The sequence below is a fragment of the Methylophaga sp. genome (assembly GCF_030651745.1).
In genome coordinates, this window is sequence record NZ_JAUSCC010000045.1 from 31,156 (window position 1) to 48,428 (window position 17,273).

Annotated in this window: 17 protein-coding genes and 1 tRNA gene; 15 read left to right on the forward strand and 3 right to left on the reverse strand. The window is 42.7% G+C overall.

Features of this window, described 5'->3' with window-relative positions; genetic code table 11:
* Positions 1-4: 4 nt before the first annotated feature.
* From Q7V21_RS05000 to Q7V21_RS05015, 4 genes are all read left to right on the forward strand, one after another.
* Positions 5-499 (forward strand): ATP-binding protein, encoded by a 495-nt coding sequence (locus Q7V21_RS05000; protein WP_304916228.1) that lies wholly within the window; start codon positions 5-7, stop codon positions 497-499.
* Between the two features lie 64 nt (positions 500-563).
* Entirely contained in the window at positions 564-950 is a 387-nt protein-coding gene (locus tag Q7V21_RS05005) for a tautomerase family protein (RefSeq protein ID WP_304916229.1), read from the forward strand.
* A gap of 288 nt (positions 951-1,238) precedes the next feature.
* Complete coding sequence (locus Q7V21_RS05010; protein ID WP_304916230.1) at positions 1,239-1,802, forward strand: hypothetical protein; 564 nt, start codon at positions 1,239-1,241, stop codon at positions 1,800-1,802.
* Between the two features lie 46 nt (positions 1,803-1,848).
* Positions 1,849-2,316, forward strand: a complete 468-nt coding sequence (locus Q7V21_RS05015; RefSeq protein WP_304916231.1) for a hypothetical protein — start codon at positions 1,849-1,851, stop codon at positions 2,314-2,316.
* A gap of 128 nt (positions 2,317-2,444) precedes the next feature.
* Here Q7V21_RS05015 and amt read toward each other — a convergent pair whose 3' ends face one another.
* Positions 2,445-5,870 (reverse strand): ammonium transporter, encoded by a 3,426-nt coding sequence (gene amt / locus Q7V21_RS05020; protein ID WP_304916232.1) that lies wholly within the window; start codon positions 5,868-5,870, stop codon positions 2,445-2,447.
* A gap of 272 nt (positions 5,871-6,142) precedes the next feature.
* On the opposite strand from amt, the gene Q7V21_RS05025 reads away from it, so the two are divergent.
* The 3 genes from Q7V21_RS05025 (at position 6,143) to Q7V21_RS05035 (ending at position 6,978) form a co-directional block, all read left to right on the forward strand.
* Entirely contained in the window at positions 6,143-6,406 is a 264-nt protein-coding gene (locus Q7V21_RS05025; protein ID WP_304916233.1) for a BrnT family toxin, read from the forward strand.
* Positions 6,396-6,644: a type II toxin-antitoxin system BrnA family antitoxin gene (gene brnA, locus Q7V21_RS05030; protein WP_304916234.1), complete on the forward strand. Its 249-nt coding sequence runs from the start codon at positions 6,396-6,398 to the stop codon at positions 6,642-6,644. The genes Q7V21_RS05025 and brnA overlap by 11 nt, the downstream gene beginning before the upstream one ends.
* A 148-nt stretch (positions 6,645-6,792) precedes the next feature.
* Positions 6,793-6,978: a hypothetical protein gene (locus Q7V21_RS05035; RefSeq protein WP_304916235.1), complete on the forward strand. Its 186-nt coding sequence runs from the start codon at positions 6,793-6,795 to the stop codon at positions 6,976-6,978.
* Between the two features lie 101 nt (positions 6,979-7,079).
* Here the strand turns inward: Q7V21_RS05035 and Q7V21_RS05040 are convergent, their stop codons facing one another.
* Positions 7,080-9,254 carry a glutamine synthetase III gene (locus Q7V21_RS05040; protein ID WP_304916236.1) on the reverse strand — a complete coding sequence of 725 codons (2,175 nt, stop codon included), beginning with the start codon at positions 9,252-9,254 and terminating at the stop codon, positions 7,080-7,082.
* A 726-nt stretch (positions 9,255-9,980) separates the two neighbouring features.
* Here Q7V21_RS05040 and Q7V21_RS05045 point away from each other — a divergent pair.
* The 8 genes from Q7V21_RS05045 (at position 9,981) to Q7V21_RS05080 (ending at position 16,995) form a co-directional block, all read left to right on the forward strand.
* Entirely contained in the window at positions 9,981-11,057 is a 1,077-nt protein-coding gene (locus tag Q7V21_RS05045) for an NAD(P)-dependent alcohol dehydrogenase (protein WP_304916237.1), read from the forward strand.
* A 109-nt stretch (positions 11,058-11,166) separates the two neighbouring features.
* Positions 11,167-11,238, forward strand: coding sequence for a pyrroloquinoline quinone precursor peptide PqqA (gene pqqA / locus Q7V21_RS05050; RefSeq protein ID WP_081443609.1), 72 nt, complete (start codon positions 11,167-11,169; stop codon positions 11,236-11,238).
* A gap of 259 nt (positions 11,239-11,497) precedes the next feature.
* Positions 11,498-11,821, forward strand: a complete 324-nt coding sequence (locus Q7V21_RS05055) for a helix-turn-helix transcriptional regulator (protein ID WP_304916238.1) — start codon at positions 11,498-11,500, stop codon at positions 11,819-11,821.
* Positions 11,818-13,092 carry a type II toxin-antitoxin system HipA family toxin gene (locus Q7V21_RS05060; protein WP_304916239.1) on the forward strand — a complete coding sequence of 425 codons (1,275 nt, stop codon included), beginning with the start codon at positions 11,818-11,820 and terminating at the stop codon, positions 13,090-13,092. Before Q7V21_RS05055 ends, Q7V21_RS05060 begins: the two co-directional genes overlap by 4 nt.
* A gap of 178 nt (positions 13,093-13,270) precedes the next feature.
* Positions 13,271-13,450 carry a hypothetical protein gene (locus Q7V21_RS05065; RefSeq protein ID WP_304916240.1) on the forward strand — a complete coding sequence of 60 codons (180 nt, stop codon included), beginning with the start codon at positions 13,271-13,273 and terminating at the stop codon, positions 13,448-13,450.
* A gap of 208 nt (positions 13,451-13,658) precedes the next feature.
* Positions 13,659-14,819: a hypothetical protein gene (locus Q7V21_RS05070; RefSeq protein WP_304916241.1), complete on the forward strand. Its 1,161-nt coding sequence runs from the start codon at positions 13,659-13,661 to the stop codon at positions 14,817-14,819.
* Complete coding sequence (locus Q7V21_RS05075; RefSeq protein WP_304916242.1) at positions 14,819-16,519, forward strand: hypothetical protein; 1,701 nt, start codon at positions 14,819-14,821, stop codon at positions 16,517-16,519. Before Q7V21_RS05070 ends, Q7V21_RS05075 begins: the two co-directional genes overlap by 1 nt.
* The gene (locus Q7V21_RS05080) at positions 16,498-16,995 is read left to right on the forward strand and encodes a hypothetical protein (protein WP_304916243.1); all 498 of its coding nucleotides are present in this window, start codon (positions 16,498-16,500) and stop codon (positions 16,993-16,995) included. The genes Q7V21_RS05075 and Q7V21_RS05080 overlap by 22 nt, the downstream gene beginning before the upstream one ends.
* A 118-nt stretch (positions 16,996-17,113) precedes the next feature.
* Here the strand turns inward: Q7V21_RS05080 and Q7V21_RS05085 are convergent.
* Positions 17,114-17,200, reverse strand: a tRNA-Leu gene (locus Q7V21_RS05085).
* Positions 17,201-17,273 lie beyond the last annotated feature (73 nt).

Consider the following 17,273-nt stretch of genomic DNA (forward strand, 5'->3'; position numbering starts at 1 on the left):
AGAAATGAACAAAGGAGTATTGACGTTTTTCTGTGGAAAAATGGGAGCAGGGAAAACTACAAAAGCTCGTGAAATTGCCCAGAAACGAAATGCCGTACTACTTTCTGAAGACGAGTGGTTAGAATCAATCTATCCGAATAGTATTGAGTCCTTGGAGGATTACATTAAATATTCTGGTCGGCTTAAACCCCAAATGAAGAGACTGGTGCAATCAATCTTGGCTACAGGAACTGATGTGGTAATGGATTTTCCGGCAAATACGGTTACTCAAAGAGAGTGGTTTAAAGGCATTTTTTCAGAGATTCAGGCTCGCCATGAGCTAATCTACCTCGACCAGCCAAATGAGATTTGCTTAGAGCAGATCGCAAAAAGGCGCATAGAACAACCAGAAAGAGCGGCAACTGATACGGAAGAGATGTTTGAGCTGGTTACAAAGTACTTTGTTGCACCCATGCCGGATGAAGGGTTCAACACAACTGTCATAGCGGTAAATGTATAACAAGTTGTTGCTCACCGGAAAATTGCGAGTGAAGCAAGGCGTTATACATAAGTAAGGAATCAAAATGATTGTGATTTTTGGAATAAAGGATGAGTTAAATCCGATAAAGGCGCAGTTATCTGACGTCATTCATGGGTGTATGCAGTCGGTTCTTGGTATGCCGGAAGACAAGAGAGCACATCGGTTTATCCCAATGGAAAGAGAAGATTTCTACTACCCGGGCGGACGCACAGATGCTTACACGGTGATTGAAATTAACATGATGGCTGGCCGTCACGTTGATACCCAGAAAAAGCTCATTCACGCTCTGTTTCAAGAGATTGAAAGTAAGCTATCAATCTCGCCAGTAGATATTGAAATTGTCATTAAAGAGCAACAGCCCTATCAATGGGGTTTTCGCGGTATGACTGGTGACGAAGTTAATGATCTCAAGTACAAAGTCAACGTATAACGAAGCCAATTAAAATCTTGTAATGCAAAAGACAGCGCTCTACGTGGGAACTACTCACTTGATTCCCACACAGGACCGGGGGGAGCCAGGCCGTAATGTTTGATCATTTGTGGGGATCCGACAGGTACTGCCCTTAAATATAAAGATTTATAAAAGGGACTGATGGCTTGAACTGATATGGAAATTAGAAGTTTTATCTCATCAATAATCCAGAAAACTACTAATATTTACTTCTCTAGGCAAAGCTGGCTTCGTAAAAAAGGCTCAGCCTCCATAAGAAGGTGTTATATGTTTTATAAAAAAGAGAAGGTCGTCTTTACTTTTGTTTTAGCTACTTTATTAATGGGGTGTAATCCTGATATTGGCTGGGAAAACTGTGTTGCAACGGACCTAAAAAATGACCTAATAATGTCCGAATTCGAGGTTCAGAAAATTGATTATATAGTTCCCAAAAAAGGTGACAGGAAATTCAAGCAACTTTTCCATCCCAATTCTGATCCGCGACATACCTGGATTTGCGTGAAAGAAGATGATAAAGATAAAGCTGACAAAATACGCTCTGAACTCAGAACGATTCCATGCTCAGAAAAGTGTTGTCGAAAGTCTTGGAGAAGTGTAGGGCAAGTGAAAGACGAGGTTTTTCTGTCAGATCGCAACCCTGAAGTAATAAATATTTTAACTAGTGCGGGAATAACATTTGATGTGATTGATGGTCATTGTGGAGAAATTAAAGGTGTTGAATTGTGCCGCCAAGATATCCAGTGGAGGGAGCAGGATGACGCTTACGTTAAATCAATCCTTGATGAAAATCATCTTTGGTTATGGCAAGAAATTTGTCCAGATGGCAACTAAAAGTTATGTATTTAGCAGCTCGGTCAGTGGCTGACCCTTTGAGCCAATGACCAAATTTAGAAAATCATATTCAGTATTCTTTTTTATAATTGTAGCTCTAGGTCTACTTATATATTTAGGGTTGAAAGAAAACAACTCTCCATTTCGTTACATTGAGACGGACGATTTTTACAGTTACATAGTTTTAGAGAGCGATTCTAAGACTAACAACAAAATGATTGTTCCACATGGAGTTTTTTCCGTACACCGCGAAGGTGGTAATTTATATGTGGCTAGGATGGTTGTTTCAATTATAGATTGCCCAAAGATTAACGGTCAGCGTAACGAAGGTTCGGTTTATCGAGACGTAATGGAGTTTTGGGTTTTGAATGATTTAACTCTATCAGTCACTGGGCCCATGACGCGAAGCCAATATGAAAGCTATTTATACGAGAATGATCTGCAAATAGAAGTTCCTAAAAAACCGAATATGTACAGTCGCTATGTCAACGATATTTTTACGGTATGTAACTAAGTTCTGAACAAAGGTGCCGGGACCAGAAGGTCAGACTCGATATGATAAACATGATTCCCACGGAGGACCGTGGGAACCAGGTATTTATCTATAGGTAAAGGGGCAGACTTTGATCTTAAATCCTGCATTTAACGTGGCATTACCCGAACACTGGTGAGTGATTCCAAAGGTTCTGGCCGTGACAGGTAAAAGCCTTGAACATAATCCACCCCAATCTGACGCAGGATATCCAGCGTTGCCGCATCTTCAACAAATTCGGCAATGGTCTTTAACCCCATAATATGGCCGATGTTGTTAATCGAAGCGACCATGGCCTGGTCAATGCGATTATTGGCTAGTTCCTGGATGAAAAAGCCGTCAATTTTCAAGTAATCAACGGGTAATTGTTTCAGATAACCGAATGAAGAGAGGCCACTGCCAAAATCATCAAGCGCAAACTGGCAGCCCAGGCGTTTCAGTTCGGTAATGAAGCGACTGGCATTGGCTGGATCAGCGATGGCGGCGGTTTCGGTGATTTCAAAGCAAATATTGTTTGCTGGAACCTTGCGTTTCTCCAGTTGTTCCCGAATTAACTGCAGGCAGTCTTCGCGACCAATGGAGGCACCGGACAGGTTAATTGAGCAAAACACAGGCTGTTTGTTCTGGCGAAGTTGATCGCCCATCCAGGCCAGCGTGTTGCGAATCACCCACTGATCGATCTTGGGCATCAGCCCAAAACGTTCGGCAGCCGGAATAAAGGCACCTGGCGGAATGATTTCTCCCTGTGGACCGATCATGCGAGCAAGAATTTCATAATGCGGCATGGTGCTTTCGCTGTTTTCCAGTGGAACAATCGTCTGAAAATAGAGCCGGAAAAGGTCTTTATCGAGCGCTTCCTGTAGCCGACTTGCCCACTGAATTTGACCTTGGCGCTCCTGTGCCTGAATGTCATCCGGCTGGAACAGATGAACCCTGTTACGCCCTAGATCTTTGGCTGCATAGCAAGCGGCATCAGCATGACTTAACACTTCATCCAGGCTGCCACTGGCCTCTGTAATACTGACCAGGCCGATACTGACACCTACGGAAAACACCTGACCATCCCAGGAAAAACGAAAAGCGGTAACCGTTTTTCGCAGTGCCTCGGCAATATCCCGGCCTTTTTCAATTGGACAATGGCTGAGCAACACCCCGAATTCATCACCCCCCAGTCGTGCCAGGGTATCGCTCTGACGCAGTACAGGTTTCAGTAGATTTGAGAGTTGTTTCAATAGAACGTCACCGGCTCTATGGCCGCAGGTGTCATTCACCAGTTTGAACTGATCCAGATCCAGATAGCAGAGCAGATGTTCGGCTTTATCATGGTGAGCTTCATAGATCAGCGATTCGAGACGCTTTTCAAATTCACGTCGGTTGATCAGGCCAGTCAGAGTGTCGTGCACTGCCTGAAAGGTCAGCATCTTTTGCAAACGACTGTTTTGGGTAATGTCTTGTAGTGCCACAACCCAGCCTATATTTTGGCGGTTGGTATCCAGTAAGGGAGCACAATTCAGCTGTACTTCAAACTCATCACCTTGCTTGTTTTTCAGCACAAATAGACGCTTTTGACTGGAGTTAGGCGATTTTTCGGAGTATTCGAGACACAATGTCGTAATTTTCGTTTGAGTCGCTTCGCTGTCTTCAATCTGAATAACATCGTCAATAGGTTGCCCAAATGCCTGCTCAGATGTCTGTCCCAGCAGTTCGCTAGCCATTGGGTTAAGGTAGACGATGTTATGTGCAGCATCACAGGTGACTACTGCTTCGGTGATTGCTTCCAGTGTGACTTGTGCAAGCTCAGAATGGCGATGCAGACGAGCCTCCATCTTTTTTCTTTCGCTGATATCCCTGAGCATGGCGCTGTATTGCACGCCTTCATCGGTTGGACTGGCGGTGGTGGTGACCTCCAGTGTGAAGGCGTTACCCTTACTGTTTTTGGCGACAATCTCATAAGGCCCAGGCTGTTGGCTGCTGGCCAGGGTGACAAACAAATGCTCCGGTAATGTGCCCGTAAAAGTTTGTTTGTTTTGTTCATGGAGTAACACGTCCGTTGGCTGCCCCACCAACTGGTGTGCAGGTCGGCCGAACAGAATTTCCGCCCCTGGATTGGCACTGGTCACAATGCCCTGACTGGAGAAGGTGATAACCCCGTCACGCATATCACGCACAATTAATCGGGTGCGTGTCACCATACGGTTCAAGTTAGCAATAACCCGGTTGTACTGGGATGCTATCTGACCGACTTCGGTAAACGGCTCAACCGGTACCCGCTGCTTCAGATCACCACTACGTTCCTGAGTTTGCATGGCTGAAAGCAGGTCACTCAGTTCTGTTTTCGCACCATGTTCTGAAACATTCAGCCCCTGCTGCTCGGCTTCAAAACTGACACGTAATGGGATGTAACGATTCAGCAACACGAGAAAGGTTAGTGACAGCGGGAAAATAAACATGGCACAGGCGAATATGCCAAGCAGCTGTACCTGTAATTGGCCAGCGCGGCTTAAGCCGGTATCGAGCAGTTGCAAATCACCAAAAATAGCAACTGCCAAAGTGCCCCAGATACCGGCAGCCAAATGTACCGGCACCGCCGAAATGGCATCATCCAGTTGCAGTCGATGCATCTGTTTTTCAGCAAGAAACATGACCAACGCGCCAAGGCTGCCAATCATTGCTGCTTGCGGTGTTGAAACCACATGGGCACCTGCAGTGATCGCAACTAATCCGGCCAGGGTGCCATTAATGGTGAGTGAGGTGGTTTGGCTATTATCGGGTTGCGTTTTAGATAGCAGGATAGCGGTGATCCCACCGGCAGCTGCTGCGATGATGGTGTTGACGATGATGCCAGCAATAGCGGTGGTAAAAGCCAGCGTACTGCCACCATTGAAACCGATCCAACCGATCATAAAAAACAGCATGCCAAGTATCGCCAGTGGCAAATTGCTACCCGGAATGGATTGTACTTTGCCTCGAATGAAACGTCCGCTTCGAGGACCGACAACAATCACGGCGGCCAATGCTACCCAGCCACCAACACTGTGTACTACCGTGCTGCCAGCAAAGTCGGTGAATCCCATGGCTTCCAACCAGCCAGGAGATTCATTAACAGCGCTACTCCAGACCCAATGACCAAACACGGGGTAGAGCAACAGGCTGATAAGCGCGGTAATGATGATATAAACCACAAAGCGACTGCGTTCAGCGATGGCACCCGAGACTATGGTGGCGGCGGTGGCACAAAAGGTTAATTGAAAAAAGAAAAAACTCGCATGCCAGAATTCGTCTCTGGAAAAATCGGCAAGAAACCAGTGGGTATCGAGTTGCAGACCATCATGGGCACCAAACATGATGCCAAAACCAAACAGCCAGAACAGCATGGCGGTAACGATCAAATCAAAAGCGTTTTTAAGCGCTACGTTAATCGCATTTTTGCTGCGGGTCAGACCCGACTCCAGACAAAGGAATCCACCCTGCATAATCAGAACCAGCATTGCTGCAATTAACAACCATAAGGCATCTAACGCACTCATATCTGGCATTGACTAGTCTCCGAAGAAGGTGTCGGCACTCTATCGGTGCGAGAGCTTTGCTTTCGCTGGATATAAAGCGCCAGCCTGCGTCGTATAGAGTGTCGTTAGGTCTTCAATGAGCAGAATTTGTGCCATTTCGGCTAGGGATCAGTGCAGTGAAAAATGGGAGGGATTTAAGCGAGGGAGTAAACAAACAAAAGCGCCAGAGAAAACTCTTTAATGCTTTTCAATATCCAATTTTCTACCTTGAAAAATGAGTAAAAAAGGAATAATTTATACTCATGAAAGACTTTGAGTACGATGACCATAAGAGTCAGGCCAATTTAGAAAAGCATGAGATTGACTTCGAAGCGGCTAAGGAACTTTGGGATGACCCAGATCTTCTGGAATTCCCTGCCAAATCCGACAATGAACCCCGATTTCTTGTTATTGGTCGTATCGCGACTAAGCACTGGTCGGCGGTGGTCACGTACAGAAACGAAAGAGTCCGTTTGATCTCTGTCAGGCGTTCTCGACCAAAAGAGGTAGAACTATATGAAAGCTAAAGATTTTGATAAAAAATTTGATGAGGGTGAGGAAGATATTATTGACGATCTTGATCTTTCGCGTGGTCGTCGCATCAACCAAGTGCAAAAGCGTATCAATGTCGATTTTCCATCCTGGGTGGTCGAATCCCTGGATCGTGAAGCGGCACGCATAGGTGTTACACGGCAATCGATTATAAAAGTCTGGTTAGTTGAACGTCTAAAGGCTGAAGCTGCTAAAGAAACAAATCAAGTCTGACAAGTTCTATAGGTTTCAATGTTTGCCCATGAATTTAGAACCGCATAAAATTTCTAAATATAAAAATAATTTATCCGTAACAAAGCTACTGTTCTGCATAGCTTTAATTTCGCTTGGGTACACTGATTCAGTGCCGTCAATAACGTCGATGATTGGAATTATCTTTGCTACGTTATGCCCAATTTTATGGAATCAATGGCTGTATGGTGAAATGTTTCAAAAGAATGATGGCAAACCTTTCATGCATTGTCAGTCTTTCTTGTGGATCGGTTTTTCTATTGCCTTTGCTACGTCAGTGGTATTGGCGTTGGGGGTATTGCGTGGAACCTTGTAGAAAGGGTTGAAAGGCGAAAACAGCTTGTTTCAACATGACAAACAAAAGGGCCAGAGAAAATTCTCTGGCCCTTTTTTGTTGCGTGTAACTTAGATTGCGGTTTATTTGATAAACAGCATCTCACGGTATTTCGGCAGTGGCCATAAATCATCGGCTACTTCCACTTCCAAAGCATCAACGTGAGTACGTACTTTCACCATTAACCCTCTTATTTCATGGGCGCAGTAGTTCATGTGAGCTTCGACTGAATCAAAGTCATGTTGCTTAATGGCCGAAGAAAGTTCGGCGACTGCTGCAATCATGGCGTTGGTTTCGTTGGCGATTGATAAGGCGATGGCGTTATCCATTTCAATGCCCAGTTCTGCCATGCCGTTATTGGCCATTGATAACTCAGCCAGATATTGGGTTGCGGCTGGGTAAATCATGGTTTTGGCCATTTCGATAACCAGTTTGGCTTCGACTTCAATCGATAAAATATACTGCTCGGCATACACTTCGAAGCGGCTTTCCAATTCGACGGGTGATAACACGCCGGTTCTTGAAAACAGCTCACGAATAGACTCGTCACGCAGGTATGGCAGTGCGTCGGCTGAGGTTGGCAGATTTTTCAAGCCACGTTCTTCAACCGCGACTCTGTGCCATTCGGCAGAGTAACCATCACCACCAAATACCACGTTACCGTGCTCTTCCATCAGTGTTTTTAAGGCTGCTAACACTGCTTCTGTTTTAGTTTTGCCACTGGACAGTTCAGCTTCCAGTTTTTCAGCAATCCAATCCAATGAATCAGCCAGGATGGTGTTCATCGCGACTAATGGACCCGAAACGGACTGTGATGAACCCACAGCACGGAATTCAAAACGGTTGCCAGTGAAAGCAAATGGAGAAGTACGGTTACGATCACCAGGATCACGTTCGAATTTCAGGATTTGTGACAACCCTAAGTCCATTTCGCCGCCCTTAGACGATGTAGCGATTTTGCCTTCTTTAATATCCTGGAAGACTTTTTCCAGTTGGTCGCCAAGGTACACAGACAAGATGGCCGGAGGCGCTTCATTAGCACCTAAACGGTGGTCATTTGAGGCAGAAGCAATAACCGCACGTAGTAATGGACCAAATTTATGCACACCACGGATAACGGCACCACAGAACAATAAGAAGTTGAGGTTATCGTGCGGTGTGCTGCCTGGATCCAGTAAGTTACCTTGCGTGGCATTACCGACAGACCAGTTAACGTGTTTGCCTGAACCATTGACGCCAGCGAACGGTTTTTCATGTAACAGCAGCATAAAGCCATGTTTTTTGGCCGTGCTTTTCATCAATGTCATCATTAACTGCTGGTGGTCGGCAGCAACATTGGCAGATTCAAAATACGGGGCAATTTCGAACTGGCCTGGAGCCACTTCGTTGTGATGTGTTTTAGCAGGGATGCCCAGGCGATAAAGCTGGTCTTCGAAATCCTGCATAAAGATCTGTACGCGTTCTGGAATAGCACCAAAGTAATGATCATCAAATTGCTGACCTTTGGCTGGCGGTGCGCCAAACAAGGTACGACCGGCTAACAATAAGTCAGGGCGGGCATTGGCAAAGTTACTGTCGACCAGAAAATATTCCTGTTCAGCGCCACAGCTTGAATTCAGAGTGGCGATTTCTTCTTCACCCATTAATTTCAGCACTTTGCGAGCCGCTTTATCCATCGCTGCATTAGAACGCAGTAATGGAATTTTCTTATCCAGTGCTTCACCAGTCCATGACATAAAGACACTTGGAATCATCAATGTTGAACCGTTTTCGGTATGCATGATGAACGCTGGGCTGGTTGGATCCCATGCTGTGTAACCACGTGCAGCATTGGTCATGCGCAGGCTACCGTTCGGGAATGATGAACCATCCGGTTCACCTTTAATCAACAAGCTGCCAGAGAATTCGGTGATGGCGTTGCCATCAGAGTTGGTCACAATAAAACCGTCATGTTTTTCGGCGGTGATATTGGTCATTGGATAGAAAATGTGTGAAAAGAACTTAACGCCTTTAGATAAAGCCCAGCTTTTCATCGCTGCTGCTACGACATCTGCCACTGCTGGCGCAAGCGGGGCACCAGTTTGTACAGTTTGTTTAACCGCTTTGAAGGCCGATTTATTCAATGCCTGTTCCATGGTGGCCAGATTGAATACATCTGTTGCCCAAATCTTATCTAACGATTCAGGAGTCTTAACAGCGATTTTTTCGCGGTTGGTGATTTGTGAAATGGCTGTCAGGCGCGATTCGTTTCCACTCATTTCGATATCCTTTATGAGGTGATTGTTTAATTCGTGTTTATTTTTATGAACACACTAAAAGAAGCTTAATTCGGTAAAGATTGATCATGAGTAGAGCGACGTAACAGAACACGATCAATAAGTTCTTTTTGTCCAACCACAGTCATAAGCAATAAGCAGTCCAATTATCATAGAAAACGTAATATTCAGCAAAACATGAACACACCAATGATCCCCAGACTACTGGGGGCTGAAGAGGATCTAAAGTGACTCATTCTGCGGTCGAAGAAGGTGCGAACGCACCAAAATGAAGCGTGAGATATGTTCACTACGTAGCGATAAAACAATTCAGTTCAGCGGGCAATCTACAGGGCAGGTTGAATAGGCGAGCTGATAAATCTGTGAAACGCCAAACATTATTTAGTTTGTTCGACAATGATATGAATAAATATCAGAAATGATTCACGGTTTTTCCGTTGATTTAGGCGGATAAGTGAACTTAACAGAAGGAAGCTTCTGTTAGTTAATTCAGTATCTCTCTCGTTGTCTTTTTGTCAGGCTCAGGCCTGACATTTTTTATCTGCCGTCATAAATATTCTCTAGCCGAACCTGATTCTCTGAGTAACAAGTTCACTTGGAATGATTTGGGTCAATGTTTAATGCTCTTAAAGGGGCTATGCTGGTCCCATTGCTCTCATTTTCATGGCAGCTATGAGAGCGTCATAAGCATTTATGAGGAGAAGAATCATGGCAACGATGATGAAAGCAGCGATTTTTGTAGAGCCCGGCCGAATCGAGATCGATGATAAACCCATCCCTGATATTGGCGACAACGATGCACTTATCAAAATTACTACAACCACCATTTGTGGAACCGATGTCCATATTCTCAAAGGGGAGTATCCCGTTGAAAAAGGCCTGACGATTGGCCATGAACCCGTAGGCGTTATTGAAAAGCTTGGCAAAAATGTTCAGGGCTATCATGAAGGGCAGCGAGTCATTGCGGGGGCAATTTGTCCCAGCTTTACTTCCTATGCCTGTCAGGATGGTTGCTCAGCACAGGATGGCGGCTCACATTCTCATGGCTACAAGCCAATGGGCGGCTGGCGGTTTGGTAACACTATTGATGGTGCCCAGGCGGAATATCTTCTGGTCCCCGATGCGCAAGCGAATTTATCCCCTGTTCCGGATAATCTAACGGACGAACAGGTCCTGATGTGTCCCGATATTATGTCCACCGGATTTGCTGGAGCTGAAGCTGGCAATATCAAAATTGGTGACATCGTAGCCGTGTTTGCCCAAGGTCCAATCGGGTTATGTGCAACAGCAGGCGCACGCTTAAAAGGTGCCAGTCTGATTATTGCGGTGGATGGTGTAGATGAACGGCTGGCGATCTCAAAACAAATGGGCGCAGACGTGACCTTGGATTATCGCAAGGATGATATTGTCGCCGAAATATTGAAATTGACCGGTGGGCGTGGTGTTGATGTTGCCATTGAAGCACTGGGGCAACAAAGCACTTTTGAAGCTGCGCTTCGTGTTTTGAAACCTGGCGGTACTTTATCCAGTCTTGGCGTTTATTCATCGGATCTGACAATTCCACTGGGCGCATTTGCCGCAGGGTTAGGCGATCATAAAATCATCACCTCATTGTGCCCCGGTGGTAAGGAACGGATGCGCCGTCTGATGGATGTTATCTCTCACGGCAGACTGGATTTAAGTGCCATGGTGACGCACCGTTACAAACTGGAAAATATCACCGAGGCCTATGATTTGTTTTCGCATCAGCGTGACGGGGTATTAAAGGTCGCTATTGAAGCCTAGACATCAAGCAAAATCCTGAGCCCCAACAAGCATTTCACCTTATGGGAATTTAATGCGTCGGCGTATTATGGGAACCGTAAGCAAATCAAACAACCAAGAGGTGATGATCATGTGGACTAAACCAGAATATTCAGACATGCGTTTCGGTTTCGAAGTAACGATGTACATCTGCAATCGTTAAGATTTGAAATAACGCAAAACAAGAAGCCCCCGAAAGGGGGCTTTTTTGTGGCTGTAGATTTTGCAACAGTATTAATGAGCAATCACTTCAACAATTTATCTAAAATAAAAGAATCATATGTATTGCTTTATTGGTATAACTTAACAATAAAGAGTCAAATATGTTTCTTTTAAACTGATTAGAAACTTATCTGTTGCTATTAGTGTAAGAAGAAACTAATATGCTTCTATATTTTAAAAAAGCAACTTAAGTGTTTCTCATGAACGCATTACTTAAACAACTTAAACAGCGACGGATTACGCTCGGCCTGAAACAGAAAGACATGATTCTTCGTGTTGGAATGTCCCGACAGCAATATAACCGCCTAGAAACAAAAGGTAATCCGCGTTTAGATACCCTGGAGCTAATCGCAAAAGGACTCAATAGCGAATTGATGCTGATTCCGCAGGAAAAGCTCAATGCTGTGAGAGCAATTCTGGAAAATGAAAAGGACTTTGTTGCCAATCAATCATCAGCAAAGAAAGAAACCAATACCTTTGCTGACGATCCATGGAAAGGATTGCTTGAGGATGATGAGCTATGAGAGCGTCAGATCAAGTAAATGAAGTTCAGGTTTTGGAATTATCTTTACATGATGAACTTGTTGGTTATTTGGCCGGATTTCAAAATGGCCGAAATGTATTAACGTTTGCAGATAGTTTTAGTCATAACCCTAACCGCTCAACATTCAGTTTGATTACACACCCTGCTTTTCCGACAGCTGAAAAAATCCTCTCAGAACCGTGGGTCAAGCATCAAAGATTGCATCCAACCCTATCAAACCTGTTACCGGAAGGTGCGTTAAGAGAGTTAATTACACAGAACAAAAAAATCCATATTGATGATGAATTTCATCTTTTCTCGTCTCTGGGACATGATTTACCCGGTGCGATTGTGGCCAAACCAATGGAGCCTGATCGTGTTCCAGAAAGCATTCTAAACAAGCATGGCAAAACAAAAGCGATTGGATTTAACACCGAAGAAGGCGAGAACAAGTTTTCATTGGCAGGCGTTCAAATAAAGTTCTCCATGAAAGAGAAGGATGGACGCTATAACCTCACAAAAGGTGGAGAGCTTGGCGACTGGATCATCAAAACGCCTTCAACAAAACACAAAAATGTTCCATTAAATGAGTTTACCGCCATGTCTCTGGCCCAGATAGTGGGTTTAGATATTCCAGAAATCAAACTGGTTGAAATGAATAAGCTTGATAATCTGCCCCAAATAAAATTGCCCGATGAAAAATACGCTTTTGCAATTAAACGCTTTGATCGGGCTACAGATAAGCGCATTCATATGGAAGATTTTGCACAGATATTAGTGAAATATCCTCACGAAAAATATAAATCAGCGAATTATGAGCAGCTAGGAAGGATTATCTATGGTTTCTCCGGCGATGGTATGACAGATGTACAACAATTCGCCCGGCGTTTATTAGTCAATATATTGCTGGCTAACGGTGATGCACACCTCAAGAATTGGAGCCTTTATTACCCTGATAAAAAAACGCCACGGCTTTCACCCGCTTATGACATTGTCACCACCAACGTTTATATGGAAGACGAAGTGAAATTTGCATTAAACCTTGGCAAAACAAAAGAGTGGTACAAAGTATCGTTAGCGCATTTTGAAGATTGGGCGACGAAAGCAGGTATTCCATGGCGAACGATAAAACCGCATCTCGGTGATGTGATGGAAAAAGCAAGAGCTTCATGGCCTCAGGCTTTGAGTGATTTGCCAATGGACGATGAACATAAAGCTAAGTTACGAGAGCATTGGATCTCTTTGCATGAGGATTTCAAGATTCATATCTGACCAGTGATTAAATACTAAATATTGTGTGCTGAAGTCCAGCAGGTTGGTACTCACCTCAGAGGTAAATCAGAAGTGGTGTTTTTAAGCTTTTTAAACTATTAGAAGATCACATGCGGTGAATAATGACTTTATTCGCCGCATAAAATGCAGTGAATAAGTTTGTTTTTGAGGTTATAGCTTGCTGAAAGAGGGCTTTGAAGGCCATATGAATACCTCCAAGTATGCCAAGCTGGCGAAATGCTCTAATGACACGGCTTTACGCGATATTCAGGATCTGGTGACAAGAGGTATATTTGTACAAAATGCTGGCGGTGGTCGTAGTACTAGCTATCGATTAACAGATCAGGTCGCAGAGTGAGTAGGCGTTCAAGAATAAAGACCTTTTGATTTATAAATTTCGCTCGATATTTAATATTAGTATTTACTATCCAATTTAGTGTCGAGAGGACTAGATAAAGATCAATTTATCTTGCATTTTGACTAAACTATATACACTAATGGAATAGAGAGCTCAGATATAAAAATATTAAATGATTTATTTTTAGAAAAAGTAGGGATGCAATCGAATGGAAGAATTAACCAACATAAGAATTAACAAGAATGTTAATTTTTCTGACATTGAGAACCTAGCAAAAAAAATAATTTCTGATAAACCTTCAAAGATGCAGATACCAAATAAACTTTCACACTCTGGAGGTTTTGGCCTGGAAGGTGCTGTATTACAGCTCTTTGCGACTTGGTTAAGAAATTCAGAGAATCATATTATTCATACCTCTGTACAAAACTCTGCCTCGGATAATTTTAGTGATCTTTGCAATCACCTTTTTGGCCTCTGTGCCTTACGTTTATCTGACTCTGTTTTGTTATCAAATAAGCAAGAAGTTGATTTAGTTACAGCTTTGAAACCTGCGATACCTATTTTTAAAGAACTACGCGCAGAAAATTTCAAAAATGCTTTTAAAGGTATGTATTTGACTATCCCCTCAATCAAAGCAGCTTTAGTTAAAGGAAGCCACGACAGAGAGTTCGATAATCCGCTTTATAACAATCATGAAGTAGTTGGGGCTCAAAAATTCCATCATTTAACCATGGAAGCCCTACAGGTTATTGAGCCAAATTTATCTGATATAGACCCAACCTTGATAACTCATATATCTGAGATATTGCGGGAACTGTTTACCAACACTCATCGTCATGCAAGAACAGATGTTTATGGGAACCCGATAAGTAAAAACTTTCGAGGACTAATTTTTAATTCTCTTACTTTAGAGAAAGAAAGATTAGAGGAAATATCGAAATCTGGTGGGGGGCCTTTGACGAAGTTTTTTGCAGAATGGTTACCTGAAGGAAATCAAAAATTTCATGCCATTGATATAACTATTGTTGACTCTGGCCCTGGGTTTGCCCGCAGATGGCACAAACTTGATAAAGACAAACTCACTATCGAGCAAGAGAAAGAAGCCATTATCGAATGTTTTACTAAACACAAATCAACGGATAAAGCTGATTCATCTGGTTCTGGCCTGTCAAATGTTCTATCTGATCTCAAAAGCTTAAAAGGTTGGTTTCGACTAAGGACAGGCAGAACCCTTGTTGAAAAGTCATTTTTCCATCGAGAAGGCAACACTATCATCGAAAATAAGGATATTAAGACTAGGGACGTTTTTATGGATGGAGCCACCTTTAACATAGTTATTCCATTAAGAAGCCTGCGAGGAGACAAATAATGTATTTATTTGAATCTTCAATAAAAATAGGTGAGTTGGGGGAATCCGAAAAAGAAGTACTAGTTATATTCTCAGGACAACTAGAAGGCGACACAATTGTTTATTCCGAGCTTTTAGAAAAAAACCTCAGAAACTTTTCAAATAAACCTGAGGAGGTTTTATTTGTATATCCAAGTTATATAGATGAACTTATCAAAGATTTTTTTAAAGTCGATGGAAAGTGCTACGCAAATATTATTCGTTACGGGAAGCATATCCCAGTAACCTTCCTAGCATTTGATAAGTCAGGCGAGTTTAAATCTTATGCAGTAAATGCAACATCAGCGGTCTGTGATGATCTTATTGAATTACGAAAACAGATAGTTGATCGAGGATTGTACAATCTAGCCAAAGCTAGAAAAGATCAGGTTATTCTTCAGGCGCCATCAGGTACAGTTTTCATAAAACCCTCAAAACACGAATTTGAGGAGTTCATTAAGGCTAGTGAGTTGGCGATAGGGTATGCAGAGAATCAATTCATTGCATTTTGTTTACTGTCAAAAGCGCCTCGAAAAAGAACGATCAAAAGAATATACATAGATACAAACAGTATTTCTTCCTTTGTTGAAGCACTGTTGTTCTACTGGATGAGGTTTTCCAATTCTGAGTGCAGAACTGCTATTTATCAAAGTTATGGTTCCTACGAAGGAATAGAAAACAACTGGCCAAAACCTGAATTAACAGAAGATGTCTGGGTTCTGATATCTGCTTCAACCACGAATAGCCTTGGAGTTAAGATTGCTCAGGAGTGGTCTTTAGAGAATGATCAAGTTCTGACCTTGTTATCCTATGCAGAAACTCTCGAAGATAAAGTTGGAGATGAAACGTTAGTAAATATCGCCACTTTATCGAGAGCAGCAAAAAAAGTTTTATCTGAGGGATCTGTAATAAAAGTTAAAGTTTGGGGTGAGAATTTTACTGCTGAAGTTGAAAAACCGAATCGTGTATACATAAAGGCTGCACACAAAACAAATGCTGTTACATCTCTGATATTTCCAAATAAAAGTAGTAATTTAATACTCTGCAATAAAAAAATTAATTCTGATTACCCTGTTTCCTCTGTTTACATCGATTCCAATGATTATTTTTCGAATGATGACAAGTTCAATGATTGGTTAAAGAACATAGTTGATTGGTACGTTCCACCAAAAGTTGGTTGGCTTGTTTATCAAAGTATCGATCAAGCAAGCACTACCTTGGTACAAAGAGTAGAAGATCTATTAAAACAAAACGGAATAAATAATTTCGAAAAAATTGACATCGATAATGCAAGAAAAGAGATTAAAGGCGATGAGTCTGTTGTAGTTGTGATGCCTGTAACAGGAAGTGGACAAACCTTGCTCAAGCTAAATAGAAACCTCAGAATTTCTGGACACGTAGGTAATCGTATCTTTATTTCACCTTTTGTAGTGGCCTCAAGTAAAACTTCCTATGAGCAATTTCATAGCAGCCTGGTTTATGGTCCTAATGGAATGAAGTATTCATTTCATGCTTGGAAATGTGTTTTTATAGGTCATTCTGATAATGCTAATAGCTGGCAAAGAGAGCTTGTTGTTGTTGAAAACCTCGAAGCTGAATCGGAATTTTGGCGGGACAGAGCGGATGTTTTAAGAGCTCAGAACTTCGGTCTGAAGGGGGCGTGTATCAACCAGAAGCCATAAATCCAGAGGCTGTATACTTAACGATTTCTTCTATATTGCAAGGCTTAAGAGAGCGGCCATATTTAGAAAATGACAAAGACTCTTTGTTTAGTTATGTATACCAGCATTCAGTTATAGCACCTGAGAACTTTACTAGATTTACTGATGCACTATTACAAAGCTGTTTATGGAGAGCCTCAAACGCCCGAGAGATGGATTACCGCAGTGATAGGGTATTGAGCGAAGAATTTTCGAGTATTCTAGAGAGATTAATAGATGAAAATTCATCTGGAAAAGAAAATGCCGCTGTAGATTTGCTAATGGGGATAGCGACTGGGAAAATTCAATTAGAGACCACGGTACTAAATCAGTTAGTTAATCAAGCAACAGATTACTATAAAGATGTTAATGGAAATGCCATATCGTTAATCGAATATATTAAAACAAAATTGCTACCTACTATTTACCCCCCAAAACCCGATGAGATCCCCGTTTAAAACCCAATAATTTAAATATCAATAAATATTATAGATAACTCGAAATGCTATTGATGCCAATTTTATGCAAACAAAAAAGCCTCGAAACGTTTCCGTATCGAGGCTTTTTGTATTCTGATGGTGCCCGGGGCCGGAGTCGAACCGGCACAGCCGCAAAGCCGAGGGATTTTAAGTCCCTTGTGTCTACCAATTTCACCACCCGGGCAGCAAGCGGCACATTATAAACAAGATTGAGCAATTGTTCATACCCATTTCAGTTATTTTTTGCTTGAAGTGGG